Here is a 24,677-nt window from a genome sequence, read left to right as displayed (position 1 = left end):
ACGGAATTCCCTGTGATCACCACAACGGGCCTGACCAAGGTCTACCGCTCAGGAGACCGCGAAGTCACCGCGCTGGACGGCGTCGATCTGCACGTCCGCGAGGGTGAGGTCTACGGCGTCCTCGGCCAGAGCGGCGCCGGCAAGTCCACCCTGATCCGCTGCCTCAACCTCCTGGAGCGCCCCACCTCCGGCACGGTCACCGTCGCCGGGACGGACCTGACCGCGCTGGCCGGGCGCAAGGAGCGGGCGGGCGCCGCGCTGCGCGCCGCCCGCAGCCACATCGGCATGGTCTTCCAGCACTTCAACCTGCTGTCCTCGCGCACCGTCCAGGACAACGTCGAGCTGCCGCTGGAAATCCTCAAGGTCGACCGCCGCGAACGCGCCCGCAAGGCGCTCGAACTCCTCGACCTGGTGGGCCTCGCCGACAAGGCCAAGGCGTACCCGGCCCAGCTCTCCGGCGGCCAGAAGCAGCGCGTCGGCATCGCCCGCGCCCTGGCCGGCGACCCCAAGGTGCTCCTCTCCGACGAGGCCACCAGCGCCCTGGACCCGGAGACCACCCGCTCCATCCTCCAGCTGCTGCGCGACCTCAACCGGCAGCTCGGCCTGACCATCGTCCTCATCACCCACGAGATGGACGTCGTCAAGACGATCTGCGACTCCGCCGCACTGATGAAGGGCGGCCGGGTCGTCGAGTCCGGCACCGTCGCAGGTCTCCTCGCCACCCCCGGCTCCGAGCTGGCCCGCGAACTCTTCCCCGTGGGCGGCGAGCCCTCCGGGGACGGCCGCACCGTCGTCGACGTCACCTTCCACGGCTCCGCCGCCACCCGCCCGGTCATCTCCGAGCTGTCGCGCACCTACAACGTCGACATCTCGATCCTCGGCGCCGCGATGGACACCGTCGGCGGCAAGCAGGTCGGCCGGATGCGGATCGAACTGCCCGGCCCCTTCGAGGAGAACGTCGTCCCCATCGGCTTCCTCCGCGAACAGGGCCTTCAGGTCGACGTGGCGGACGCCGCGGACACCGACACACCCACCGGAGCCACCGCGCCCGCCCCCACGCTCCGGAAGGACGCTGCCAAGTGAGCTGGAACGACATGCAGCCGCTGCTGTACAACGCGTGCCTCGACACCTTCTTCATGGTGTGGTGGGCGACCGTCTGGGCGGTCATCGGCGGGCTGCCGCTCGGTGTGCTGCTGGTCCTCACCGAGCGCGGCGGCCAGCTCCGCAACGCCGCCGTCAACAAGGTCATCAGCGTCGTGGTGAACGTCGGGCGGTCGCTGCCCTTCATCATCCTGATGATCGCCCTGATCCCGTTCACCCGCTTCGTGATCGGCACCTCCATCGGCCCCAGCGCCGCGGTCGTCCCGCTCGCCATCGGCGCCATCCCGTTCTTCGCCCGCCTGGTGGAGACCGCGGTGCGCGAGGTGGACGGTGGGCTGGTCGAGGCCGTCCAGTCGATGGGCGGCGGCACCTGGACCATCGTCTTCAAGGTCCTGCTGCCGCAGGCGATGCCCTCGCTCGTGGCCGGTCTGACCAACACCGTCATCACCGTCATCAGCTACTCCGCGATGGCCGGCGCCCTCGGCGCGGGCGGTCTGGGCAGCGTGGCCATCACCTACGGCCAGCAGCGCTTCGACACCCGCTTCATGATCGTCACGGTGGTCCTGATCATCGTGATCGTCACCGCCGTCCAGCTCGTCGGCGACCTCGCGGTACGCGCCCTTTCCCGCCGCTCCTCGCGCGCCGACGCCCCCCGCGGTCTGCTGCGCCTGCCCCGCCCGCGCAAGGCGAGCGAGCAGATCCAGCGGGACGACGCACAGCTTCTGTGAACCCCGGTCCGGACCCTTTGCCGGACGGCCGAAGTCCCGCGCCCGCCGCGGGACCCATGAGAAAGGCACTCTTCGTGCGCAACGTCATCAAGCTCACCGGGGCGGTCGCGGCCGCCGCCGCCCTCACCCTGGGTCTCGGCGCCTGCAGCGCCCCCTCCGACCCGGAGACCACCAAGAAGGGTGACGCGAACGCGCCGCTCACCGTCGGCGCCACCTCCGTCCCCCAGGCCCAGATCCTCGACTTCGTCAAGAAGAACCTGGCGTCGAAGGAAGGGCTGAAGCTCAACGTCCGCACCTTCGAGGACTACACGCTCGTCGACCCCGCCACCGAGAACGGGGAGCTGGACGCCAACTACTTCCAGCACAAGGAATACCTGGACGAGTACAACAAGAAGGAGGGCGGCCACCTCGTTCCGGTGGTCAACGTCCACCTGGAGCCGATGGGCCTCTACTCCAAGAAGCACTCCAAGCTCTCCGAGCTGGGCTCCGGCAGCGTCATAGGCGTTCCCAACGACCCCAGCAACCAGGGCCGCGCCCTCAAGCTGCTCGCGTCCAAGGGCCTCATCACCCTCAAGGACAACAAGGCCGACAACCCCGGCCTCAACGACATCAAGGACACCAAGGGCATCAAGTTCCAGGAGGCCAAGGCCGAGACGCTGCCCTCCTCCCTCCCGGACTACGACGCCGCGGCGATCAACGGCAACTACGCCATCCCCGCCAAGCTCAAGCCCTCGAAGGACGCCCTCGCCATCGAGCCGGTCCAGGGCAACCCGTACGCCAACTTCCTCGCCGTCAAGAAGGGCAACGAGGACGACCCGCGCGTCAAGAAGCTCGCCAAGCTCCTCAACACCGACGCGGTGAAGAAGTACATCGAGAAGACGTACACCGACGGCTCCGCGCTGCCCTCCTTCGGCAAGCCCAAGAGCTGACCGCACCCCGGCACCGCCGGCGGCCCGTGCCCAGCCCCGCGCTGCGCACGGGCCGCCGTGCTTGGCGCATCCGCGCCGGAATGCTGCATGCTGGTGCACTCACGATGGTCGACAAGTGATCGAAAACGACCCGTAACTCCCCGGAGCCCTACGGTCGACAGCGTTGGAGCAGCGGCATGAACCCCACCTTTCCGGATATCTCCATCAGCACGGACCGGTTGGTGCTGCGCCCGTTGGACGAGGACGACATCCCCGCCCTCGCCGAGATGATGAACGACGAACTCGTCGCCGCCTGGACCGCCGTGCCGCAGCCCTACACCGAGGACCGCGCCCGCACCTGGGTCACCCGCCACGCACCGGACGAACGCACCGGCGGCCGCGGCATCGACCTCGCCGTCACCGAGTTCCTCACCCAGCGCCTGGTCGGCATCGTCCAGCTCGGCAACACCAACTGGCGGGTGCGCTCCTCCGAGATCTCCTACGTCATCGCCCCCTGGGCCCGCGGTGAGGGCTACGCCTGCGAAGCCGCCCTCGCCGTCGCCCGCTGGCTCTTCGGGGACCAGAAGTTCGAACGCCTGGAGCTGCGCACCGCGGCCGGGAACACCGCCTCCCAGCAGGTCGCCCAGAAGATCGGCTGCATCAGCGAGGGCGTGCTGCGCAACGCCTTCCTCGCCCGCTCCCGCACCGAGGACGGCGGCTGGGCGGACATCCGCACCGACCTCATCCTCTGGAGCCTGCTCCCCGAGGACCTCGACGTGCCCCGCCGGCGGGTCGACGCCAACGGCTTCGCCTACCCGGAGTGGAACTGACGGGCCGCCCGGCGCCGTTCCCCGCCCCCGGCAGGGCCGGTGCGGCCCGCGGCCGGACGGCGCGGGCCCGCCGTCCCCGGTCCGCGGCCCGGCCCCGCCAGGAGTAGTCTCGCGGTGCCGCCCCCGCACCGACCTGCGACGCGGCCCCGCCCCTCACCCGCGACAGGAGACTGACGAAGCATGGCCGACCGGGTCACGGTCATCGGATGGGACGGCTCGCCGCTCACCGCCGCCGCCCGCTCCGCGCTGGGCGCCGCGACCCTGGTGGCCGGCGCGGCGCACCATCTCGCCCTCCCCGAGGTACCGCCCGCCGCCGAACGCATCCGCCTGGGCAGCGTCCCGCTCGCCGCCCGCCGCATCGCCCGGCACCGCGGCACCGCCGTCGTCCTCGCCGACGGCGACCCCGGCTTCTTCGGCGTCGTCCGCACCCTGCGCGCCCCGCAGTACGGGCTGGAGGTCGAGGTCGTCCCGGCCGTCTCCGCCGTCGCCGCCGCGTTCGCCCGCGCCGGGATGCCCTGGGACGACGCCCAGATCGTCGTCGCCCACGGCCGCGACCTGCGCCGCGCCGTCAACGTCTGCCGCGCCCACCCCAAGGTCGCGGTCCTCACGGCCCCGGGCGCCGGCCCCGCCGAACTCGCCCTGCTGCTCGGCGGCGTGCTCCGGACGTTCGTCATCTGCGAGGCCCTGGGCACCGACCGCGAGCGGGTCACCGTCCTCACCTCCGACCGCGTCGCCGACCACGACTGGCGCGACCCCAACGTCGTCATCGTCGTCGGCGCCGCCCAGCGCACCGACGACACCGGCGACCGCGCCGGCGGCTGGATCGCCGGCCACGACGTCGGCCACCCGGTCGGCCCGCGCGGCTGGGGGCTGCCGCCCGGCGCGTACGGCGGCGTGTTCGGGGAGGGCGAGGCGGTGCAGCTGCGCACCGCCCAACTCGCCCGGCTCGGCCCCCGTCTGGGTGATCTGGTCTGGGACATCGGCTCCGGCAGCGGTGCCGCCGCGGTGGAGGCGGCCCGCTTCGGCGCCGCCGTCATCGCCGTCGACGCCGACCCGGACGCCTGCGGCCGCACCGCCGCCGTCGCCCGCCGCCACGGCGTCCAGCTCCAGGTGGTGCACGGCCGCGCCCCGCAGGTGCTGGAGGACCTGCCGGAGCCGGACGTGATCCGGATCGGCGGCGGGGGAGCGGCGGTCGTCACCGCCTGCGCGGACCGCCGCCCGGAGCGGATCGTCACCCACGCCTCGACCCGCGACGAGGCCGAGGCGCTCGGCCGCGCCCTGGCCGACGGCGGCTACGACGTCGAGTGCGCCCTGCTCCAATCGGTCGATCTGGACACCTCGGCCTGGGTCGAGCGGGAGCGCTCGGTGGTGTTCCTGCTGGGCGGCTATCGCGTTCCTCACCCGTGACCAGGACGGTCACCGGCGCGGGGTAGGCTGGCGGATCGTTGCGCCGCCTTTCGCGTTCGGCTTCGTATGTCAATATCCGGGACACGCCACGGTTTTGGCTGACCCTCCGGATATCCGGCTACGACGCCCGGAGGGCGGACGTGCCGCGAGGCGTGCCGTTCGTACCGCCCCACCGGGCAAAGGGCACGCCCTCCGCCACGCGCGCGCACGAGCGGTGGTAAGGAGCACTATCAATGGGCGAGGGGTACGCATGACCGACACCGGCCAGGTCCCGGGCGAGGGACAGCCGGAGCACGCAGGCGGGCAGGCCGGGCAGCCGGCCACCGCCTCCCCTGCCGGACCCGCAGCTGCCGAACAGCCGGGCACCGCGCAGGCGGACGCGTACGGCCACCCCGAGCCGTCCGGTGTCGTGGTCGATGACGACGATCTGCTCCTGATGCCGGCCGCGCAGGGCGCCTGGACCGAGCAGCCGGACCGCCGGGCCCGCCCCGCCGCCCCGCAGCCCGCGCCCGCCCGGCGTCCGCTGCACATGGGTCCGCCCGTGCCGGACGCCACCGGCGGCGTGGTCCGCTCCCTCGCCGACCGCGGCCCGGCGACCCCGCCGCAGCCGATGCCGGTACGGCAGCCCGGGCCGCCCACCGTCGGCCCCGAATACCTCGACGTGCCGGCGGCGGACGTACCGACGACGGACGTTCCGCAGGCTCCCGCCGCCCCCGGCGTGCAGGTGCCCGGCGGTGCGTCCGCCGTGGAGCCCGGCGTGCAGGTGCCCGGCGCGGAGGCCGGCCCGCAGCCGCAGGATCCGGCCGCGCCCGCCGCTCCGGTGGCGTACGCCGCTCCCGATGCCGCGCCGCTGCCCGGCCCGCAGCTCGGTGAGATCCCGCCGCAGGTGATGCCGTGGGGCGAGGCGTCCGCACAGGCGGCCGCCGCTCCGGTGGCCGACCCGCAGCAGGCCGTTCGGCCCGAGGCCGCACCGCTTCCCGCCGAGGCCGCGCAGACCGCCCCGGTCGCGCCGGCCCCCGAGGCCGTCCCGGCCACGCAGGCCCAGGACACCGTCCCGGCCGAGGCGCACCCCGAGGCGTCCGGGCAGCCCGTGGCCGCCCCCGCCGAGGCGGCGGATTCCGCCCCGCAGCAGGCGCCGGACCCCGAGGACGCGGCCCCGGCCGAGGCCGCCGTTCCGCAGGCGGCCCCCGCCCCGGAGGCCGCCCCCGCCGCGAACGCCCCGCAGCCCGCCGACGCTCCCGCCCCGGCCGCCGTCGCGCAGCCGGAGGCGGCCGAGGCGACCCCTGACGCGGCGCCGCAGCCCGCCGAGGCGGCCGACGCGGCCACCGCCGAGGTCCCGAGCGCCGACGCCGCGGATGCCGATGCCGCGGACGCCGCTGCCCCCCAGGCCGACTCCCCGGCCGGCGCCGAGGCTCCCGTGCCGGGCGCCGAGGTCGCGGACGGAGCCGTGCCGGCCGCCGCGGAGCAGCCCACGGCTCCGGAGCCCGCGGACGAGGCCCCCGAGGCGGACGCGGACGCGCCCGCCGAAGCCCAGGACGCCGGTTCCGGCGACGCCGCGCCCGAGGACGTCGCGGCCGATCCCGCCGAGGCAGCCGCGGACGGGACGGACCGGGACGAGGCCGCAGCGTCCGAGCCGCAGCCGGAGACCGCGCAGGTCCCCGCCGCCGACGCCGCCGAGGGCGTGGCGCCCGCGCAGCCCGAGCCCGTAGCCGAGGACGCGGCGGCCGCCCAGGCCCCCGTTCCCGAGGCGGCCGCCCAGGCCCCCGCGGAGGCTCAGGCCGCAGCCGCCCCGGAGGCCGACCCGCAGGCCCAGCCCCCGGAGGTCCAGGCCCCCGAGGACGAGGCCGCGGCTCAGGTCCCCGCGGCCGACGCCCGGGCCGAGGCCGCCGCGCCCGACGTTCCGCCCCAGACCCCCGAAGCCGTAGCTCAGGCCCCCGCGCAGCCCGCCCCCGCGGCGGACCCGGCGGCGGCCGATGCGGTCGCGCCGGAGGCGGCCGCCCCGCAGCCGTCCGACGTCCCCGACGCCGGGCCGCACCCCGAGGCCGCCGCGTCTCAGGAATCCCCGCAGAACCACCCCGCACCGGAGCAGACCGTTCAGGACCAGCCCGCCCAGGAACCGGCCGCCCAGGCCCCGTCGGCACCGGCCGACGGCGTCGCGGCCCCCGCCCCGCAGCCGAACGGCCCGGACACCGCCGAGGAGGCGCAGCCCACCGGGCCCGCCGCCGACGCCGGGCCCGCCGCCGTCCCGCAGTCCGGCCCGGCCGCCGCGGCAGCCGTCCCGCAGGCCGTCCCCGGGTTCGCGCCCGGCGGCCCGGTGCCCGCCCCGCTGCCCGCCACCGCGACCCCGGCCGCCGGCACCCCCATCGCGGGCTGGCCGCAGACCGTGCCCCCGGCCGCCCCCGAAGCCGTCCCGCACCCGCAGGACGCCACCGGGCCCGGCGCACCCGAAGCGCCCCAGGACCCGCAGGCCGAGACCCACCCCGAGGCGGCCCCCGCGCCGGCCCCCGCCCCGGAACAGCCGCAGCCCGCCGAGGCGCCCGAGGCGCCCGCACCGGCCGAGGCCCCCGCCGACGCCCCGGCCGCTCCCGAGGCCTCCGCCGACGCCCCGGCGGCTCCCGAGGCGCCCGCCGCCGAGGCCACCGACGCGGACGCCGCGGCCCCCGCCGCCGAGCAGGCCGCAACCGGCCCCGCGGCCCCCGGCTACGACGAATCCGAGCGCGCCGCCGTCCACCGCGTCATGCGCGAACGCCGCGACATCCGCAACGGCTTCCGCTCCGACCCGATCCCCAACGACGTGCTCCTGCGCGTCCTGGAGGCGGCGCACACCGCGCCGAGCGTCGGGCACTCGCAGCCGTGGGACTTCGTCGTCATCCGCTCCGGCGAGACCCGCGAGCGGATGCACCAGCTCGCCACCGAGCAGCGCAAGGCGTACGCCGCCTCGCTGCCGAAGGGCCGCGCCAAGCAGTTCCGTGAGCTGAAGATCGAGGCCATCCTCGACACTCCGGTCAACATCGTCGTCACCGCCGACCCCACCCGCGGCGGCCGCCACACCCTCGGCCGGCACACCCAGCCGCAGATGGCGCCGTACTCCTCCGCGCTCGCCGTCGAGAACCTCTGGCTCGCCGCCCGCGCCGAAGGCCTCGGCGTCGGCTGGGTCAGCTTCTTCGACGAGCGCCAGATGGTCACCGAACTCGGCCTGCCCGAGCACCTGGAGGTCGTCGCCTACCTCTGCATCGGCTACGTCGACGAGTTCCCCGAGGAACCGGAGCTGATGCAGGCCGGCTGGGCCGAGCGCCGTCCGCTGTCCTGGGTCGTCCACGAGGAGACCTACGGCCGCCGCGCCCTGCCCGGCGAGGACCCGCACGACCTCCTCCGGGAGACCCTGCACGGCATCCGCCCGCTCGACGCCAAGGCGCTCGGCGAGGCGTGGGAGCGGCAGAAGCGCATGACCAAGCCCGCCGGGGCGCTGGGCATGCTGGAGATCATCTCCGCGCAGCTGTGCGGCCTCTCCCGCAAGTGCCCGCCGCCGATCCCCGAGCCCGCCGCCGTCGCGATCTTCGCGGCCGACCACGGCGTGCACGCCCAGGGCGTGACCCCCTGGCCCCAGGAGGTCACCGGCCAGATGGTCGCCAACTTCCTGGGCGGCGGCGCGGTCTGCAACGCCTTCGCCACCCAGGTCGGCGCCGAGGTCTGCGTCGTCGACGTCGGCGTCGCCGCCGAACTCCCCTCCGCACCGGGCCTGCTGCCCCGTAAGGTCCGCGCCGGTACCGACGACTTCACCGCCGGGCCCGCCATGTCCCAGGAGGACGTGCTCAAGGCGATCGAGGCGGGCATCGAGACCGCCCGGGACCTCGTCGCGGCCGGGAACAAGGCGCTGCTCACCGGCGAGATGGGCATCGCCAACACCACCGCGTCGGCCGCCCTCATCAGCGTCTACACCGGCACCGACCCCGCCGAGATCACCGGCCGGGGCACCGGCATCAACGACGAGACGCACGCCCGCAAGGTCGATGTGGTGCGCCGCGCGCTGGAGCTGCACCGCCCCGACCCGGCCGACCCCATCGGCGTCCTCGCCGCGGTCGGCGGTCTGGAGCACGCCGCTCTCGTCGGTCTGATCCTCGGCGGCGCCTCGCTGCGCACGCCGGTGATCCTGGACGGTGTCAGCGTCGGCGCCGCGGCCCTGGTCGCCCACGCCATCGCCCCCGAGGCGCTGGCCGCCTGCATCGCCGGTCACCGCAGCGCCGAGCCGGGCCATGTCGCCGCCCTGACCAAGCTCGGCCTGCGCCCGCTGGTCGACCTCGACCTGCGCCTCGGCGAGGGCACCGGCGCCCTGCTCGCCCTGCCGCTGGTCCAGAGCGCCGCCCGGGCCATGCACGAGGTCGCCACCTTCGACACCGCGGGCGTGACCGAGAAGAGCTGACCGGGCCGTCCGCCCACGGGCCCGGCGCCCCGCCTGCCGACGGGGATGCCGGGCCCGGTCCGTCAGAAAGCTTTCCTGCGGGCGGCCGGGCCCGGTCCGTCAGGAACCTGCCCCGTGGGTGGCCGAGGCAGGGCTGATTCCTTCAGGAACCCTTCCTGTCCGTATCGGGGCGCGCCCGCTCCTTCAGAAGCCCTTCCTGCCGGTGGCCGGGGCGGTCCGTGCCTCCCGGGTCCCCGAAGCCCGGCGCCGCCTCCCCTATAGGCTGGGAGCCGGGCCGCCACCCGCGCCGGGGCCGGACCCGGTGGCGCCCCGTGGATGCCTCCCAGCCGTTCCACCGCCGTAGCGGCTGCGTCCCGCCGATCCCGCCTGACCTGCACAAGGAGCCGCACCCATGGCCGAGCACGCCGCCGAACACGCCGCCTACCCCGTCGGCCTGCGCCTGTCGGGCCGCCGCGTCGTCGTCCTCGGCGCCGGCCAGGTCGCCCAGCGCCGGCTCCCCGCTCTTCTCGCCGCCGGCGCCGACGTCCTGCTCGTCTCCCCGTCGGCCACCCCCTCCGTCGAGGCGATGGCCGACACCGGTGAACTCCGCTGGGAGCGCCGCCGCTACCGCCCCGGCGACCTCGAAGGCGCCTGGTACGCGCTGATCTCCACCGATGACCCCGAGGCCAACGCCGCCGCCTCCCGGGAGGCCGAGGAGCACCGGGTCTGGGCCGTCCGCTCCGACGACGCCGAGGCCGCCAGCGCCTGGACCCCGGCCACCGGCCAGAGCGAAGGCGTCACCGTCGCCGTCCTCACCGGCCGCGACCCCCGCCGCTCCGCAGCCGTCCGCGACGCCGTCGTCGAGGGCCTGCGCGACGGCTCCCTCGCCGCGCCCCACCACCGCGCCCGCACCAAGGGCGTCGCCCTCGTCGGCGGCGGCCCCGGCGACCCGGACCTGATCACCGTGCGCGGCCGCCGTCTGCTCGCCGAGGCCGACGTCGTCATCGCCGACCGCCTCGGCCCCCGCGACCTCCTCGCCGAACTCCCGCCGCACGTCGAGATCATCGACGCGGCGAAGATCCCCTACGGCCGCTTCATGGCGCAGGAGGCCATCAACCAGGCCCTCATCGACCACGCCAAGGCCGGCAAGGCCGTGGTCCGGCTCAAGGGCGGCGACCCCTTCGTCTTCGGCCGCGGCATGGAGGAGGCCCAGGCGCTCGCCGAGGCCGGCATCCCCTGCACCGTCGTCCCCGGCATCTCCAGCACCATCTCGGTGCCCGGCGCCGCCGGCATCCCCGTCACCCACCGCGGCGTCGCCCATGAGTTCACCGTGGTCAGCGGCCATGTCGCCCCCGACGACGAGCGCTCCCTCGTCGACTGGCCCGCCCTCGCCCGGCTGCGCGGCACCCTCGTCGTCCTGATGGGCGTCGGCAACAGCGCCGCCATCGCCGCCACGCTCATGGCCCACGGCCGCTCCGGCGACACCCCCGCCGCCGTCGTCCAGGAGGGCACCACCGCCGCCCAGCGCCGCGTCGACGCCACCCTCGCCACCCTCGGGGAGAAGGTCCGCACCGAGGGCGTACGCCCCCCGGCGGTCCTCGTCATCGGGGACGTCGTGGCCGTCACCCCCGGCAGCCGCGCCGAGTAGCCCTTCCGCACCCGGCATTGGCACCCCGACACCGACAAGGCACTATCTCCCCGTGGCAGAAATCATCACCGTCGACGACCCCGACGACCCCCGGCTGAGCGACTACACCGGCCTCACCGACGTCGCGCTGCGCCGCCGCCGGGAGCCCGCCGAGGGCCTGTTCATCGCCGAGGGCGAGAAGGTCATCCGCCGCGCCCGGCACGCCGGTTACGAGATGCGCTCGATGCTGCTCTCGGCCAAGTGGGTCGATGTCATGCGCGACGTCATCGACGAGGTCCCGGCGCCGGTCTACGCGGTCAGCCCCGCCCTCGCCGAGCAGGTCACCGGCTACCACGTCCACCGCGGCGCCCTCGCCTCCATGCAGCGCAAGCCGCTCCCGGACCCGGCGTCGCTGCTCGCGCCCGGCAGCGGCGCGGCGTCGCCCGTGGACCGGCAGGGGGGCGCGGGGCGGCGCGTCGCCATCTTCGAGGACATCGTCGATCACGCGAACATGGGAGCCGCCTTCCGCAACGCGGCCGCTCTGGGCGTGGACGCCGTCTTCCTCACGCCCCGCTGCGCCGACCCCCTCTACCGCCGGTCCGTGAAGGTGTCGATGGGCGCCGTCTTCCACGTGCCCTGGACCCGGCTGACCTCCTGGCCGGAGGAGATCGAACTCTTCCGCCGGGACGGCTTCGTGACGGCGGCCCTGTGCCTCAACGACAAGTCCGTCGCCATCGAGGAACTGGCCGCCCGCCGGTACGAGAAGCTGGCCCTCCTGCTCGGCACCGAGGGCGACGGCCTGTCGGTCGAGGCGCTGCGCGCGGCCGACGAATGGGTCCGGATCCCGATGGCCGCCGGGGTGGACTCCCTCAACGTCGCCGCGGCCTCCGCCGTGGCCTTCTACGCGACCCGGCGCTGACCGGCCGCTGCCGGAAGGGACCGGTGGCCGGCCGGCACCGGTCGCTCCCGGCCCGAGGCGTGCGCGCGGCTCGCGGGCGCCGGCCGCGCGGGGCGCCGCGGCGGAGGACCGTGCCCCGCCGGGACGGACCGCCCCGTCAGTTCTGCTGCCGCAGGAAGGCGCTGAGGGCGGAGGTGAGTTCGACGGGTGAATCCTCCTGGACGAGGTGACCCGCACCGGCGATGGGCTCGAACCGCGCCCCCGGGATGCGGGCGGCCAGCTCCTCGCCCTTCGCCAGGGGGATCCAGGCGTCGTCGTGGCCCCAGCACACCAGCGTCGGGATGGCGACCTCGCCGTACCGGCCTTGCACCTCGTCCGTGTGGAGCTGGTCGGCCTGGGCGATCTGACGGTAGAAGGCCGCCTGGCCGAGGTCGCCGAGCCAGGGCTCGACGAGCCGGTCGAGGACGTCCGGGCGCAGTCCGGGGCTGCTGGCGGAACTCACGTACTCGCGGACCAGGGCGCGGTGCAGTGCGGGCGGCAACTGCTCGAAGACCTGGGCGTGTTCGCCGACGAGCCGGAAGAACGGGGATCCCCACGGCGCCAGCGCCACCGGGTCGACCAGGGCGAGCGCGCGGTAGCGGGCGCCGTGCAGCAGATGCGCCCGCAGCGAGACGGCGCCGCCGAAGTCGTGGGCGACCACCAGCGGTTCGGCCAGCCCCCAGTGCGCCAGCAGCTCGGTGAAGACCTTGCTCTGGGCGGCCAGGGAGACGTCCTGGCCGGCGGACTTCTCCGACGCCCCGTAGCCCGGCATGTCCCACACGAACACCTCGTGGTGGCGGGCGAGTGCGCGGGCGACGGCACGCCAGACGTAGGAGGAGAAGGGCGTGCCGTGGAGGAGGACGACCGGATGCCCGCCGGGCTGTCCGAGACGGTCCCAGCGGACCTCGCCGGAGGTGCTGCGGAATGTCTCGCTCAACTGCCATGCGCTCACGTGCTGTTCCTCTCGGTTGTACCGTCGGCCAGGGAAATGATCATGCCTGATCCGGCAGGTACGAAATCGCCGGGAGCCGGCCACGCCGAGCCGTGGCGGCGCATCCCGGAGCGGCCGGTCACCCGGCGGGCGCCCGGCGGCGCTCCGCTCCCCGGCCCGCCCGCTGCCGCTTCCCGCCCGGCGGGCGCCGGGCCCGGGCGGAGGTTAGATGTGCGGGGACTCCGGGCCGATCGGGAAGGTCTGCAGCGGGAGCGGGCTGGCCGCGGCGATGAGCTGGCGGGCGGTGGCGTGGGCGGTGTCCGCGGCGTGGTCGACGGTGCCGAGGGCGTGGTTGGCGACGGCGCCCTCGTAGAGCAGCAGGAGCTGGTCGGTGAGCAGGTCCGGGTCGGGGGTGCCGGTGGTCTCGGCGAGGCCGAGCAGCTGCTTGCGGAGCGCCTGCTTGGCGGTGACGACGGTGGTGCGGATCGAGCTCTGCGGCCCGGACATCTCGGTGACCGCGTGGGTGAACGAGAAGCTCCGCAGGCCCTGCGGGGACACGGCGCAGGCGCGGAGGGCGTCGAAGACCGCCAGCAGCCGGGCGCGCGGGTCGGGGCCCGCCTCGTCCAGGCACTGATCGAACGTCAGGCGCCAGCGGACGTGGCGGCCGTCGAGGTAGGCGAGAACGTGGTCGGTGTTCACGGGGGACTCCTTCAGGGGCTCGGGGCGGCTCGCGGCCATCGAGAAGGGGCGCGGTGCGATGCGGTGAAGGGGCGGCAGTCGCCGGTGTAACGGGTATGTTGACTCTATAACGGTTACCCTAGCATGGAGTAAGGCTTGAAGATTCCTTTTTCAGATTACGCATGGGGGGCGGGAGTGGCGACCGACCTGGTCAACACCGCCCCGGTGGTCCGCAGAAGTACGGGAGAAGTGCTGGTCGAACCGCCCGATCTGGAGCGGTTCCTCACCGAGCACGAGGTCCGCCCCGACGCCCTGGCGCGGACCGGCACCCCCTCCGACGACGACCTGGAGGAGGTCCGCACCCTCCGGCAGGAGGCCCGCACCCTCCTCGAAGCCGCGGCCGAGGACGAACTCGTCGACGGCGCCACCGCGCTGATCCGGCGCGCGGGCGTCGGCCCCACGCTGCAACGCGACGGACAGGGCCGGTGGCAGTGGTACGTCACGACCGCGCCGGGCGCACCGCTCGCCGACGAACTGGCGGTCCTCCTGGGCACCGGACTGCTGGGCGCGCTGCGCACCCTGAGCCACGACCGCTTCCGGCACTGCGCCTCCCAGGAGTGCGACGGGATGTTCGTCGACACCAGCCGGGCCGGACGCCGCCGCTACTGCATGCCGGAGGTGTGCGGCAACCGCCAGAACGTCGCCAACTTCCGCGCGCGGCAGCAGCGGAGGTGAGGGGCGGGCGGCGGAGCCCGCCGCGGGGTGGTGGCGGGAGCACCGCACCGGGGGCGTCTCGGGGGTGTTCGTCGCCTGCCGGCGGCCGGGGATGGTGCTCCGGCCACCACCGGGAGGGGCAGCGGTGTGTCCGTTGCACCTCGCCGCCGGCGGGCGATGTGGCAAGTCTGGAGTGCGGGCCAGGAACACCCCGCGCATCAGGAGGCACCGTCATGGCCGACGACACATCCCTCGAAGCCGCCGTACCCGCCGCGCGCAGGGCGGTCCCTCCCGTCGTGCGGGACGACGGCGCCGCCACCGACCTCTGCGCCGCGCTCTTCGCGGAGTTCCGCCGCTACGACCAGCGCATCCGGGCCCGGCAGTACCTGGACGGACTGCTGTACGCCCGCGGGCGCAAGTCGATCGCCAACATCGCCGGCGCGGTGGGCGTGCCCGGCGACGCACAGCGGCTGCACCACTTCGTCAGCAGCTCGCACTGGGCCTGGAGCCCGGTGCGCCGGGCGCTGGCCGCCTTCCTGGAGGAGGACGGCGCGCCCGCCGCCTGGGTGGTCCTGCCGGTCTCCATCCCGAAGGCCGGCGAGCACAGCGTGGGGGTGTCCCGGCACCTGTCATCCGACGGCGGGCAGGTCGTCCACGGCCAGCAGGCGTACGGCATGTGGTACGCGTCGGAGCGGGTGGTCGCCCCGGTCAGCTGGCGCCTGCACATCCCCGACGCCTGGCTGCGCAACCGCCGTCGGCGGACCGGCACCGAAGCCGCCGACGAGCTCCACGCCGCCACCCCCGACGCGTGCGTCGCGGGCCTGTGCGGCGATGTGCGCCGGTGGGGCGACCCGGCCCGTCCGGTCGTGATGGACGCCCGGGGCGCGGGCCAGGAGCACCATCTGACCGGCCTGTTCGGCGCGGGGAGCCCGGCCGTCGTACGGATCGGCGGGCACACCCCGCTGCTCTCCGACGAGCCGGGCCGGTCCGGGCCGGGTGAGCAGCCGGCTGCCGCGGGGGCCCTGCTCGGCGCGGCCCGCCGGCTGCGCTGCGTCCTGCGGCGGCCGGGCCGTCCGGAGCCCGCGCGGGGCCGCCCGGTGGCCATGGCGACGGCGGCCGTGCGGCTGCCGCACCTGCGGGGCGCGGCGGGCGGCGCCCCCGGGGCCGCGGGCCGTCTCCAGCTTGTGGGGGTGTGGCACGACCTGAGGCGGCCCCCGGCCGAGGTGTGGCTGACCAACGCGGCGGATCTGCCGGCGGTATCGGTGCTACGCACCACACGTCTGATCGATGCGGTCCAGGGCGCCTGGCGGACCCGGGGCGAGGCCGTCGGACTGCGGGATTACGGCGGGCGTTCCTTCCAGGGCTGGCACCGTCACATGACGCTGGCGTCCTGCGCCTACGCGCTCTCGTCGCTGCGGTCCGCGGGGCCCGTTCATTGCCCGGAGCTGTCGGCGTGAGCCGCCGGGCGGCCGCCGTCCTTGTGCCGCAGCAGGGCGTGCGCGCGTTGCAGCCGCAGCGCCACCTGCACCTCAAGGGCCCGCTCCGGCTTCAGCCAGTCGGCACCGAGCAGGTCGGCGATTCGCTCCAGCCGGCGGGAGACGGTGTTGGGGTGGACGTGCAGGGCCTCCGCCGCATGGGTCGGGCTGCCGCCCGCGGCGAAGTAGGCGTCGAGGGTGCGGGTCAGCTCGGTCATCCGCTGGGCGTCGTAGTCCAGGATCGGCCCGATGGTGGCGGTGATGAAGCCGGCCGCGTCGCGGTTGTCGGACAGCAGCACGCCGAGGAAGCCCAGGTCCTCGGGGGAGGCGTAGGCGCCGACGCTGTCGAGCGAGACGAGCGCGTCGAGACAGCGCAGGGCCTCCTGATGGGCCTGCTGGACCAGCCCGGGGTCGGAGACCGGTCCGGCCGCGCCGACCGTCACCGGGTGCCCGAGCAGCGGGGTGAGCTCGGCGGAGACCGCGCGGGCCGAGGCGCTGGCATCGGTGGCCGGCAGCAGCAGGGCGATACAGCCGCTCTGAATGCTGCGGAACCCGTGCATCCGGCGGGCGTACGAGGCCGCCCAGCCGGCCGCCCGGCCCTGCGCCCCGCCTTCCGGGCGGATGACGACGACCACGTGCGGCCGCTCCAGGTCGATGCCGAGCCGCCGGGCGCGCTGGATGAACTGCTTGGTGGGGCGGTGCGGAGCCGCCAGCAGATCCTCGAACAGCTCGTCGCGGAAGGAACTCGCGGCGGCCTCCTCGCCGCGCTGCACCTGGAGCAGCACCGCGACGGACTGGGCCGCCATGCCCAGCAGCGGCGCCCCGGACTCGTCCAGCGGCTCGTCGGGGCGCAGGAGCAGGACGCCGAGTTCCTCGTTGCCCGCGGTGACCGGTACGACCCAGGTGCCGTCGGCGACGGCGACCGGCGTCCGCCGGGTGGCGGCGGTCTGGCAGGCGCGCAGCACCTCGGTGCCGTCGGCGGTCGGCACCGTGCCGTGCGCCGCGAGCGGCCGGTGCTCCACGTCCCGTACGAGCACGGCGCCCCCAAGGATCCCGGCCACCTCGGTGACCAGGGAGTTCAGGCTGTTCCCGGCGAGCGCGTGGTCCACCAGGGAGGTGTGCAGTTCGTTCAGCCGGCGGAACTCACCCAGCAGCGACGCGGTCTGTGAGCTGTCGGACCGCAGGCTGATGACGTCGGCGTGGCTGCGCTCCAGGGTGCGGGTCCGCTCGATGGCCACGGCGGCCAGAGCGCCCAGCGAACTCATCAACGAGACGTCGCCGACGGTGAAGTGCCGTATGTTGCGGCCGGCGGCGTACAGCACGCCGAAGGCGTCGTCGCCGAACAGCAGCGGCGCCGCGATGATCGCCCGCAGCCCCTCCGCCCGCACCACCTCGTCCAGCACGTCGCTGTGCCGCATCCGCTCGTCCGACAGGTAGTCGGGGGACCACACCGGTACGGAGCTGGTGATGGCCTCGTCACCGATGCCGGAGGAGTACGGGACGCGGTAGCCGACGGTGAGGGCCGACGCATGGCCGTCGGAGGTGCGCACGTAGCTGTCCCCGGCCGCGGCGTCGCGGAAGGTGATGTAGGACATGTCGAGGCCGAGCAGCGTGCGGGTGCGCCGGGTGATGGTGTTGAGGAGGGCGTCCAGGTCGTACGGGAGGGTCAGCTCGCGGGCGACGTCCACCAGAGCGGACAGTCCGGCCTCGCGCTGCTGGCGGCGGGATAACTGGGCGTGGACCCTGGACGCCAGATACTCCGCCCGCTCCAGGCGGGAGAGGGCGTCGGCCTCCAGTCCGGACGCGCGGGCGCGGCGGACCAGGTCCTCCAGCTCGGACGGCGGGGCCTCCGCCGCCAATAGTTCGAGAATGGCGAGTATTTCACCGATTTCTGCCCCTTCGGCTCTCTTCATCTATTCCTTTCCTTTCCTGTCGGGGCAGGCGTCGGCGGCACATGTGTGTACTGATCACCCACCTGTCTCAGCCTTACCTCCCCCAACCTCCGGCAATGTTGCCCAATGTGATGGGGGTCACGTACGGGGCGGTGTTCGCGTCACCGTCCATGCGGTCCGGCCTGTCACCGGATCACCTTCCGGGTCGCCCGAAAGACGACAACAGTGTGAGGCGGTGCAAACAGTGCCGCCGAGACTCGGGAGGATCAGTGTCCGAAGTGCGAAGCCACCTCAAGTCGCTGGAGCGCTGCAACCGGGCAATGACGGATCCGGGCCGCCCGCGCGCATTTTCGATGGCGGGCCGTGAGTGGGATCTGCTCGACGAGGTTTTCCCGCCGGTCTACTCGCCGTCGACCGGTATTGCCCTGGAATTCCTCGGACTCGCCGGACCGCAGGCGCACCGCCGTCCCGCGTCCCTGTTGGAGGTCGGCTGCGGCGCCGGGGTGATTGCCGTTCAGGCGGCGCTGGCCGGCGGTGCGGTGGTGGCCGTGGATATCAATGAAGAGGCGGTGGAAAATACCCGGCTGAACGCCCGGCGGCACGGGGTGGCCGACCGGGTGACGGCGGTGCACAGCGATTTGTTCGCGGCCGTCGGCCACGGAATGCGGTTCGACCGGATCTTCTGGAGCTCCAACTACGTGCTGGCGCCCGCGGACTACTCCTACCGCTCGGTCCGGGAGCGGGCGTACGTGGACCCCGGCTACCGGACGCACCGCAGGTACCTGACCGAGGCCGCGCAGTACGTGACCGAGGGGGGATCGGTCTTCCTGCACTTCTGCGACCGGGGTGACCTGGCGGGGCTCGAAGCGATCGCCGAGGAGTGCGGCCGCCGGTTGCGCGTGGTGCGCTCCCGCACCGTGCCGGAGGGCTCGGACCTGGTGGAACACATGCTGCTGGAGGTTCTTCCGGTGCCGTCGGAGGCGGACCGGCGGGCGTCGGGCAGGTGCACCGGGGAGCGCATCGTCGTCCGCGACGGCCGGCGCGCCGGCCACCGGGTCCGGGCGGAAGCCGTCGCGGAGGCGCGCCGATCGGCGCGTGTCTGACGCCCGTCCCGTCCCGAGCCGCCTGTCTTGCGCCGACTGCCTTGAGGGAGCTGCACCCACCGATGCGCACGCTGCTGGTCGACAATCACGACTCGTTCACCTACAACCTCTTCGACGCCCTCGCGCGGTTTTCCGGGCGGGAGCCGACCGTGGTCCGCAATGACGACCCGCACTGGCGGGCCGGGAATCTGGCCGAATTCGACCGGGTGGTGATCTCGCCGGGGCCGGGAAACCCCGCCCGCCCGGCCGACTTCGGAATATCGTCGGAGATTATCCGAACCGCGGAAATACCACTGCTCGGGGTGTGCCTCGGGCATCAGGGAATCGCCCTGGCGGGTGGCGGCTCGGTCGGCCTCGCACCGGAACCCCGGCATGGCCGGACCTCGCCCGTACGGCACGCCGGAACCGATGTTTTCGCCGGACTCCCGTCCCCCTTCGACGCCGTGCGATATCACTCCCTCGCCGTCACCCGGCTACCCGGCGACATGGTGGCCACGGCCTGGGCGCCCGACGGAGTGGTGATGGGCCTGCGCCACCGCGACCGGCCGCTGTTCGGTGTGCAATTCCATCCGGAATCGATCGGCACGGAATACGGCGGACAGCTCCTCGGAAATTTTCTGGAAATTCCCGGGAAGCGCGGCGGGACACCGCGGCGCCCCCGGAAGCGCCCGCTGCCCGAGGCGGCCGGACGGCCGGGAAAGACCGCGGAGAACCCGGACGCACCGCAACTACCCACGGCACAACGCCGGTTGAAGGTCTGTGCGCAGCGGCTGCCCACCGCATGGAACGAAGAGATCGTCTTCGAGCGGCTCTTCGCGGCCGACCGGCACGCCTTCTGGCTCGACAGCAGCCGGGCCGGCGGCGACCTCGGCCGCTTCTCCGTCATGGGCGACGCCTCCGGCCCGCTGGCCCGCATCGCCACGGCGGACGTCTCCAGCAGCACCGTCCAGGTCCGCTCGCGCACCGGCACCGAGATCGTCACCGGCCGCTTCCTGGACTGGCTCGACGAGGACCTGCGGAGCACGGCCACCACCGTGCCGCAGCTGCCGTGCGGTTTCGCGCTCGGCTGGGTCGGCTACCTGGGCTACGGGCTCAAGGCGGAGTGCGGGGGCACGACCGTGCACCGCGCGGAGGAACCGGACGCGGCCATGGTCTTCGCGGACCGCGCCGTGGTCTTCGACCACCAGCAGGGCATGACCTACCTCCTCGCCCTGGCGGAGGAGGACCCCGGCCCGTCCGGCCCCCGGGATGCCGGGGAGGACGCCGCGCGCTCCTGGCTGGCCCGGACGGCGGACCGGCTCACCGCGATGACCGGCGAGGAGCCCGGACCGGCCCCGGCGCCGCCCGCCACCGGCGCCCGGGTGGAGCTGCGCCACGACCGCCAGGAGTACCTCGGCCTGATCGAGGCCTGCCAGGACGAGCTGAAGGCCGGCGAGTCCTACGAGATCTGCCTCACCAACATGGCCGAGGTCCGGATGGACCTGGACCCCTGGCAGAGCTACCGGCGCCTGCGCCGGGTCGCCCCGGCACCCTTCGCCGCGCTGCTGCGCTTCGGTGACCTGTCGGTGCTCAGCAGTTCACCGGAGCGCTTCTTGCGGATCGGTGCGGACGGCACCGCGGAGTCCCGGCCGATCAAGGGCACCAGGCCCCGCGGCGCGACACCCGAGCAGGACGCCGCGCTGGTCGCGGAGTTGCGCACGGACGAGAAGGAGCGCGCGGAGAACCTGATGATCGTCGACCTCGTCCGCAACGACCTGGGCCGCTGCGCGCAGGTCGGCTCGGTCGCCGCCGACGACATCTTCCGGGTCGAGACGTACGCGACCGTCCACCAGCTCGTCAGCACCGTCACCGCGACCCTGCGCCCGGACAGCGGCGCGGCCCGCTGCGTCCAATCCGCCTTCCCCGGCGGTTCGATGACGGGCGCGCCCAAGGAGCGGACCCTGCGGATCATCGACCGGCTCGAAGGCGGCGCCCGCGGCATCTACGCGGGGGCGATCGGCTACTTCTCCCTCACCGGCGCCGCCGACCTGAGCATCGTCATCCGCACCGCGGTCCTCACCCCCGGCCGCGTCCGGTACGGCATCGGCGGCGCGATCACCGCACTGTCCGACGCGGACGCCGAGTTCGCGGAGACCGCCGTCAAGGCGCGCCCGCTGCTCGCCCTGACCGGCGGCACGTTCCCGGGCCACCGGCCGGCCACGGCGGTGGCCGCGGGCGACGCCGAGCGCTGACGCCCGGACCGCCCGTCCGCCCGCCGCGCCGCCCTGCCGGTGCGGGCCCGGCGCGGGCCGGCCCCGCACCGGCGACCGTCCGCAGGCCCCGCCTCCCGGCCCCGCCCGTACCGCTCCGGCGCAGGGCCGGGAGGCCGTCAGGCGCGCGGGCGCCCGCCCCACCGGTCCGCCAGCGTGTCGAGGAGTTCCACGTGGTCCCGCACGGCCTCCTGGAGGTCCGCCGCGGCCAGTTCCTCAGCGATCCGCCCGACGTCGATGCCCTGCCGCAGCAGGCCCGACAGCACCGCCTCCGCCTCCGCGGACGCACCCGACAAGGTGTCACCGCGCAGCTGCCCCCGACGGGCCACCGCGGCGAGCGTGCCCGCCGGCAGCGCATGGACGGTGCTCCACGCGACCAGCTCCTCCACCCGGCGCACCGCCGTCGCCTCCGGCCCCGGAGCGGGCGGCGCCGCCCAGACCAGACGCTGCGGCCGGGTCTTCGCCGACCGCAGCTTCCGCCAGCGCCCGGTGCCCAGACCGCTCTCGTAGACGGCGTAGGCCGCCCTGGCCAGGGCCGCCGCCGACCGTCCGCGCAACGGCGCCGCGGCCGCCTTCGGCACCGCGTCGAGCCGGGCCTCCACCGCGTCCTCCACCCGGGCGGCGCCGAGGGAGGCCACCGAGGCCCCGCCCGGGGCGCGCCCGGCGGCCGCCGCGCGCTCCAGGCCGTCGAAGTACGCCTCGACCACGTCGCCGTAGCGCCGCACCGCGTAGAGGTGCACGGCGTTCACGCCGATCCCCTCGGTCACACAGTCGCTGAGCACCTGGAGGCCGGCCGCGGTGGCGGGCACCTTCACCAGCAGGTTCGGCCGGTTGACCGCCTGTGCGACGGCCCGCGCCGCGGCGAGTGAGGCGGCGGCGTCGTCGGCCAGCCGCGGATCCAGCTCGGCGCTCGCCCAGCCGTCCTGTCCGCCCGTCGCGGTGAAGACCGGCCGCAGCACATCGCAGGCCCAGCGCACGTCGTAGGCGTGGAGCGCGCGCACCGCCGCCGCCACGCCGCTGCCCCGCTCGCGCAGCAGGGCGAGCTGTTCCTCGTACGCGGTGCCGTCCCGCACCTCGCGCACCAACTCCCGCCGCGACAGCACGGCTCCGGTGACGCAGGCGTCCGCGGCGTGGCGGCCCAGCGACCCGTCCGCCAGCGACCGGCGGCCCACCCCGTCGAGCCACACGGCCACCCCTTCGTGGCCCAGGTCCGTCAGCACGCTGCCGGCACGGGGGATCTCGTCCTCTCGCACGTCCTGTTCACTGCTCCTCTCGTTGCCGAGGCCGGCCCCACCCGTCGTCCGCGGTGGGGCCGGCCACGCTCTCGTGTCGGTGGTCATCGCTGGCCGCTCCCGGCGGACGGCGAGGAGGACGACGGGCACGGTGATGACGGCCGCCGGCGCCGCCCGGTGGCGGACCTTCCGGGGAAGGCCGCCGGACGGCCGGCGGCGGGGAAACCGGTGAGGGCGATACGCACGACATCTCCAGGAGCCGTTTGCGGTGGTCGGTGACGTGGCCGGTCAGGCGGGGACGCGGCGGCCGTGCGGGCCCGGCGAGCCCAGGAGGTCGCGGACCCCGTGGTGCACCGCGAAGGCGGCCGAGGAGCGGTTGAGCGTGATGTGGTGCAGGCCGGGGGCGCCTTCGGCCAGCAGCCGGCGCGCCATCGCCGTCGCGTGGCCGACGCCGATGCGGTACGCGGTGGCGGGGTCGTCGCGGGCGGCTTCGAGCCGGTGCGCCAGGTCCTCGGGGAAGGCCGCGCCGCTCAGCTCGGCGAAGCGGCCGATCTGCCGGACGTCGGTGGCCGGCATGATCTCCGGGATGATCGGGATGTCGCAGCCGGCCGCGGCCACCCGGTCGCGCAGCCGCAGGTAGTCGTCGACGTCGAAGAACATCTGGGTGACGGCGTAGTCGGCGCCGGCCCGGCACTTGGCGACGAAGTGCCGGATGTCGCCGTCCCAGTCCGCCGAGCGCGGGTGGCGCTCCGGGAAGGCGGCCACGCCGATGCTGAAGTCACCGAGCGAGCGCACCAGTTCCACGAGTTCGTAGGCGTACGTGAAGCCCTGCGGATGCGGGGTCCACGGGCCCCTGGGGTTGCCCGGCGGGTCGCCGCGCAGCACCAGGATGTCCCGGATGCCCGCGTCCGCGTACTGGCCGATGATCCGCCGCAGTTCGGCCACCGAGTGACCGACCGCGGTGAGATGCGCGACCGGGCGCAGCGTCGTCTCGGCCGCGATGTTCCGGGTGATCTCGATGGTGCGGTCCCGCGACGAGCCGCCGGCGCCGTAGGTCACCGAGACGAACGAGGGGGAGAGGGCCTCGGCCCGGCGGATGACCTGCCACAGCTTGGCCTCGCCCGCCGGGGTTTTCGGCGGGAAGAACTCGAAGGAGAAGCAGGGGGCGGTGGCGCGCACGGCGGCGCGCAGCGCCTGCCCCGCGGCCGGGGCGCCGTGCGGTCCGGACACGGTCACCGCCCCACGGCGGCACGGAGGGCGTCCGTGCGGTCGGTGCGTTCCCAGGTGAAGTCCGCCAGTTCGCGGCCGAAGTGGCCGTAGGCGGCGGTGGGGGAGTAGATCGGGCGGAGCAGGTCGAGGTCGCGGATGATGGCGGCGGGGCGGAGGTCGAAGACCTCGGAGACGGCCCGTTCGATCGCGGCGTTCTCGACGGTGTTGGTGCCGAAGGACTCGATGAACAGGCCGACGGGTTCTGCCTTGCCGATGGCGTAGGCGACCTGGACCTCGCAACGGGCCGCGAGACCCGCCGCGACGACGTTCTTGGCGACCCAGCGCATCGCGTACGCCGCGGAGCGGTCCACCTTCGACGGGTCCTTGCCGGAGAAGGCGCCGCCACCGTGGCGGGCCATGCCACCGTACGTATCGATGATGATCTTGCGGCCGGTCAGCCCGGCGTCGCCCATCGGGCCGCCGATCTCGAAGCGGCCGGTCGGGTTCACCAGCAGGCGGTAGCCGTCGGTCTCCAGGGCGATGCCCTCCTCGGCCAGCTCCTTGAGCACCGCCTCGACCACGTGCTGCCGCACGTCCGGGGTCAGCAGCGAGTCCAGGGCGATGCCGGGGGCGTGCTGCGAGGAGACCACGACGGTGTCGAGCCGGACCGGCCGGTCGCCGTCGTACTCGACGGTGACCTGGGTCTTCCCGTCGGGGCGGAGGTAGGGGAGCGTGCCGTCCTTGCGGACCTGGGTCAGCCGGCGGGAGAGCCGGTGGGCCAGGTGGAGGGGGAGCGGCATCAGCGCGGGCGTCTCGTCGCACGCGTAGCCGAACATCAGGCCCTGGTCGCCGGCGCCCTGCCGGTTCAGCTCGTCGTCCGCGAATTCCCCGCTCCGTTGCTCGTACGCGGTGTCGACGCCCTGCGCGATGTCGGGGGACTGCGCGCCGATCGAGACCGACACCCCGCACGACGCCCCGTCGAAGCCCTTCGACGACGCGTCGTAGCCGATCTCCAGGACCGTCTTGCGGACCAGGCTGGGGATGTCGGCGTACGCCGTCGTCGTCACCTCGCCGGCCACATGGACCTGGCCGGTGGTGATCAGCGTCTCGACGGCGACCCGCGAGGCGGGGTCCTGCGCCAGCAGTGCGTCGAGGACGGCGTCGCTGATCTGGTCGGCGATCTTGTCGGGGTGGCCCTCGGTCACGGACTCCGAGGTGAACAGGCGGCGGGACATGACACTCCTAGGGACGGGTGCG

The 24,677-nt window shown here is 74.5% G+C and carries 18 protein-coding genes; 12 read left to right on the top strand and 6 right to left on the bottom strand.

Features of this window, described 5'->3' with window-relative positions:
- The first annotated feature begins 12 nt into the window (after positions 1-12).
- The 8 genes from ABT345_RS25245 to ABT345_RS25210 all read left to right on the top strand — a co-directional run bounded on the left by ABT345_RS25245 (position 13) and on the right by ABT345_RS25210 (position 11,919).
- Positions 13-1,083, top strand: a complete 1,071-nt coding sequence (locus tag ABT345_RS25245) for a methionine ABC transporter ATP-binding protein (protein ID WP_345092018.1) — start codon at positions 13-15, stop codon at positions 1,081-1,083.
- On the top strand, positions 1,080-1,829 hold the full coding sequence (locus tag ABT345_RS25240; RefSeq protein ID WP_345092015.1) for a methionine ABC transporter permease: 750 nt from the start codon (positions 1,080-1,082) through the stop codon (positions 1,827-1,829). Before ABT345_RS25245 ends, ABT345_RS25240 begins: the two co-directional genes overlap by 4 nt.
- Before the next feature lie 74 nt (positions 1,830-1,903).
- Positions 1,904-2,758 (top strand): MetQ/NlpA family ABC transporter substrate-binding protein, encoded by an 855-nt coding sequence (locus tag ABT345_RS25235; RefSeq protein ID WP_345092236.1) that lies wholly within the window; start codon positions 1,904-1,906, stop codon positions 2,756-2,758.
- A 176-nt stretch (positions 2,759-2,934) separates the two neighbouring features.
- A complete protein-coding gene (locus ABT345_RS25230; RefSeq protein WP_345092012.1) occupies positions 2,935-3,567 on the top strand; it encodes a GNAT family N-acetyltransferase in 633 nt (210 codons plus the stop codon).
- 180 nt (positions 3,568-3,747) lie between these two features.
- The gene (gene cbiE, locus ABT345_RS25225; protein ID WP_345092010.1) at positions 3,748-4,974 is read left to right on the top strand and encodes a precorrin-6y C5,15-methyltransferase (decarboxylating) subunit CbiE; all 1,227 of its coding nucleotides are present in this window, start codon (positions 3,748-3,750) and stop codon (positions 4,972-4,974) included.
- 250 nt (positions 4,975-5,224) lie between these two features.
- A complete protein-coding gene (gene cobT, locus ABT345_RS25220) occupies positions 5,225-9,394 on the top strand; it encodes a nicotinate-nucleotide--dimethylbenzimidazole phosphoribosyltransferase (protein ID WP_345092007.1) in 4,170 nt (1,389 codons plus the stop codon).
- A 391-nt stretch (positions 9,395-9,785) separates the two neighbouring features.
- Positions 9,786-11,021 carry a uroporphyrinogen-III C-methyltransferase gene (cobA, locus tag ABT345_RS25215; RefSeq protein ID WP_345092004.1) on the top strand — a complete coding sequence of 412 codons (1,236 nt, stop codon included), beginning with the start codon at positions 9,786-9,788 and terminating at the stop codon, positions 11,019-11,021.
- Positions 11,022-11,073: 52 nt separating this feature from the next.
- On the top strand, positions 11,074-11,919 hold the full coding sequence (locus ABT345_RS25210; protein WP_345092001.1) for a TrmH family RNA methyltransferase: 846 nt from the start codon (positions 11,074-11,076) through the stop codon (positions 11,917-11,919).
- A 136-nt stretch (positions 11,920-12,055) separates the two neighbouring features.
- Here the strand turns inward: ABT345_RS25210 and ABT345_RS25205 are convergent, their stop codons facing one another.
- Together ABT345_RS25205 and ABT345_RS25200 are read right to left on the bottom strand one after the other, a co-directional pair.
- Complete coding sequence (locus ABT345_RS25205) at positions 12,056-12,889, bottom strand: alpha/beta fold hydrolase (protein ID WP_345091998.1); 834 nt, start codon at positions 12,887-12,889, stop codon at positions 12,056-12,058.
- A gap of 204 nt (positions 12,890-13,093) precedes the next feature.
- Complete coding sequence (locus tag ABT345_RS25200) at positions 13,094-13,567, bottom strand: hypothetical protein (RefSeq protein ID WP_345091995.1); 474 nt, start codon at positions 13,565-13,567, stop codon at positions 13,094-13,096.
- 174 nt (positions 13,568-13,741) lie between these two features.
- Between ABT345_RS25200 and ABT345_RS25195 the strand changes: the two genes are divergently transcribed.
- Entirely contained in the window at positions 13,742-14,281 is a 540-nt protein-coding gene (locus ABT345_RS25195; RefSeq protein WP_345091992.1) for a CGNR zinc finger domain-containing protein, read from the top strand.
- 212 nt (positions 14,282-14,493) lie between these two features.
- The gene (locus ABT345_RS25190) at positions 14,494-15,717 is read left to right on the top strand and encodes an IS701 family transposase (protein ID WP_345091990.1); all 1,224 of its coding nucleotides are present in this window, start codon (positions 14,494-14,496) and stop codon (positions 15,715-15,717) included.
- On the opposite strand, the gene ABT345_RS25185 is transcribed toward ABT345_RS25190, so the two are convergent.
- Positions 15,693-17,648, bottom strand: a complete 1,956-nt coding sequence (locus tag ABT345_RS25185) for a helix-turn-helix domain-containing protein (protein ID WP_345091987.1) — start codon at positions 17,646-17,648, stop codon at positions 15,693-15,695. The two genes, ABT345_RS25190 and ABT345_RS25185, sit on opposite strands and share 25 nt — an antisense overlap.
- A gap of 95 nt (positions 17,649-17,743) precedes the next feature.
- On the opposite strand from ABT345_RS25185, the gene ABT345_RS25180 reads away from it, so the two are divergent.
- Positions 17,744-18,730 carry a methyltransferase domain-containing protein gene (locus ABT345_RS25180; protein WP_345091984.1) on the top strand — a complete coding sequence of 329 codons (987 nt, stop codon included), beginning with the start codon at positions 17,744-17,746 and terminating at the stop codon, positions 18,728-18,730.
- A gap of 62 nt (positions 18,731-18,792) precedes the next feature.
- The gene (pabB, locus tag ABT345_RS25175) at positions 18,793-20,961 is read left to right on the top strand and encodes an aminodeoxychorismate synthase component I (protein WP_345091981.1); all 2,169 of its coding nucleotides are present in this window, start codon (positions 18,793-18,795) and stop codon (positions 20,959-20,961) included.
- A 137-nt stretch (positions 20,962-21,098) separates the two neighbouring features.
- Here pabB and ABT345_RS25170 read toward each other — a convergent pair whose 3' ends face one another.
- The 3 genes from ABT345_RS25170 to metK form a co-directional block, all read right to left on the bottom strand.
- A complete protein-coding gene (locus ABT345_RS25170) occupies positions 21,099-22,232 on the bottom strand; it encodes a transaldolase family protein (RefSeq protein WP_345091978.1) in 1,134 nt (377 codons plus the stop codon).
- Positions 22,233-22,499: 267 nt separating this feature from the next.
- Positions 22,500-23,402, bottom strand: coding sequence for a methylenetetrahydrofolate reductase [NAD(P)H] (metF, locus tag ABT345_RS25165; protein ID WP_345092233.1), 903 nt, complete (start codon positions 23,400-23,402; stop codon positions 22,500-22,502).
- 41 nt (positions 23,403-23,443) lie between these two features.
- Positions 23,444-24,655, bottom strand: coding sequence for a methionine adenosyltransferase (gene metK / locus ABT345_RS25160; RefSeq protein WP_345091975.1), 1,212 nt, complete (start codon positions 24,653-24,655; stop codon positions 23,444-23,446).
- Positions 24,656-24,677 lie beyond the last annotated feature (22 nt).

It is taken from the genome of Streptomyces sp. NPDC000404, assembly GCF_040300365.1.
Lineage (GTDB): Bacteria > Actinomycetota > Actinomycetes > Streptomycetales > Streptomycetaceae > Streptomyces > Streptomyces ramulosus.
Note: the sequence above shows the minus strand (reverse complement) of the source record. Positions and strands in the feature narration are given on the sequence as shown.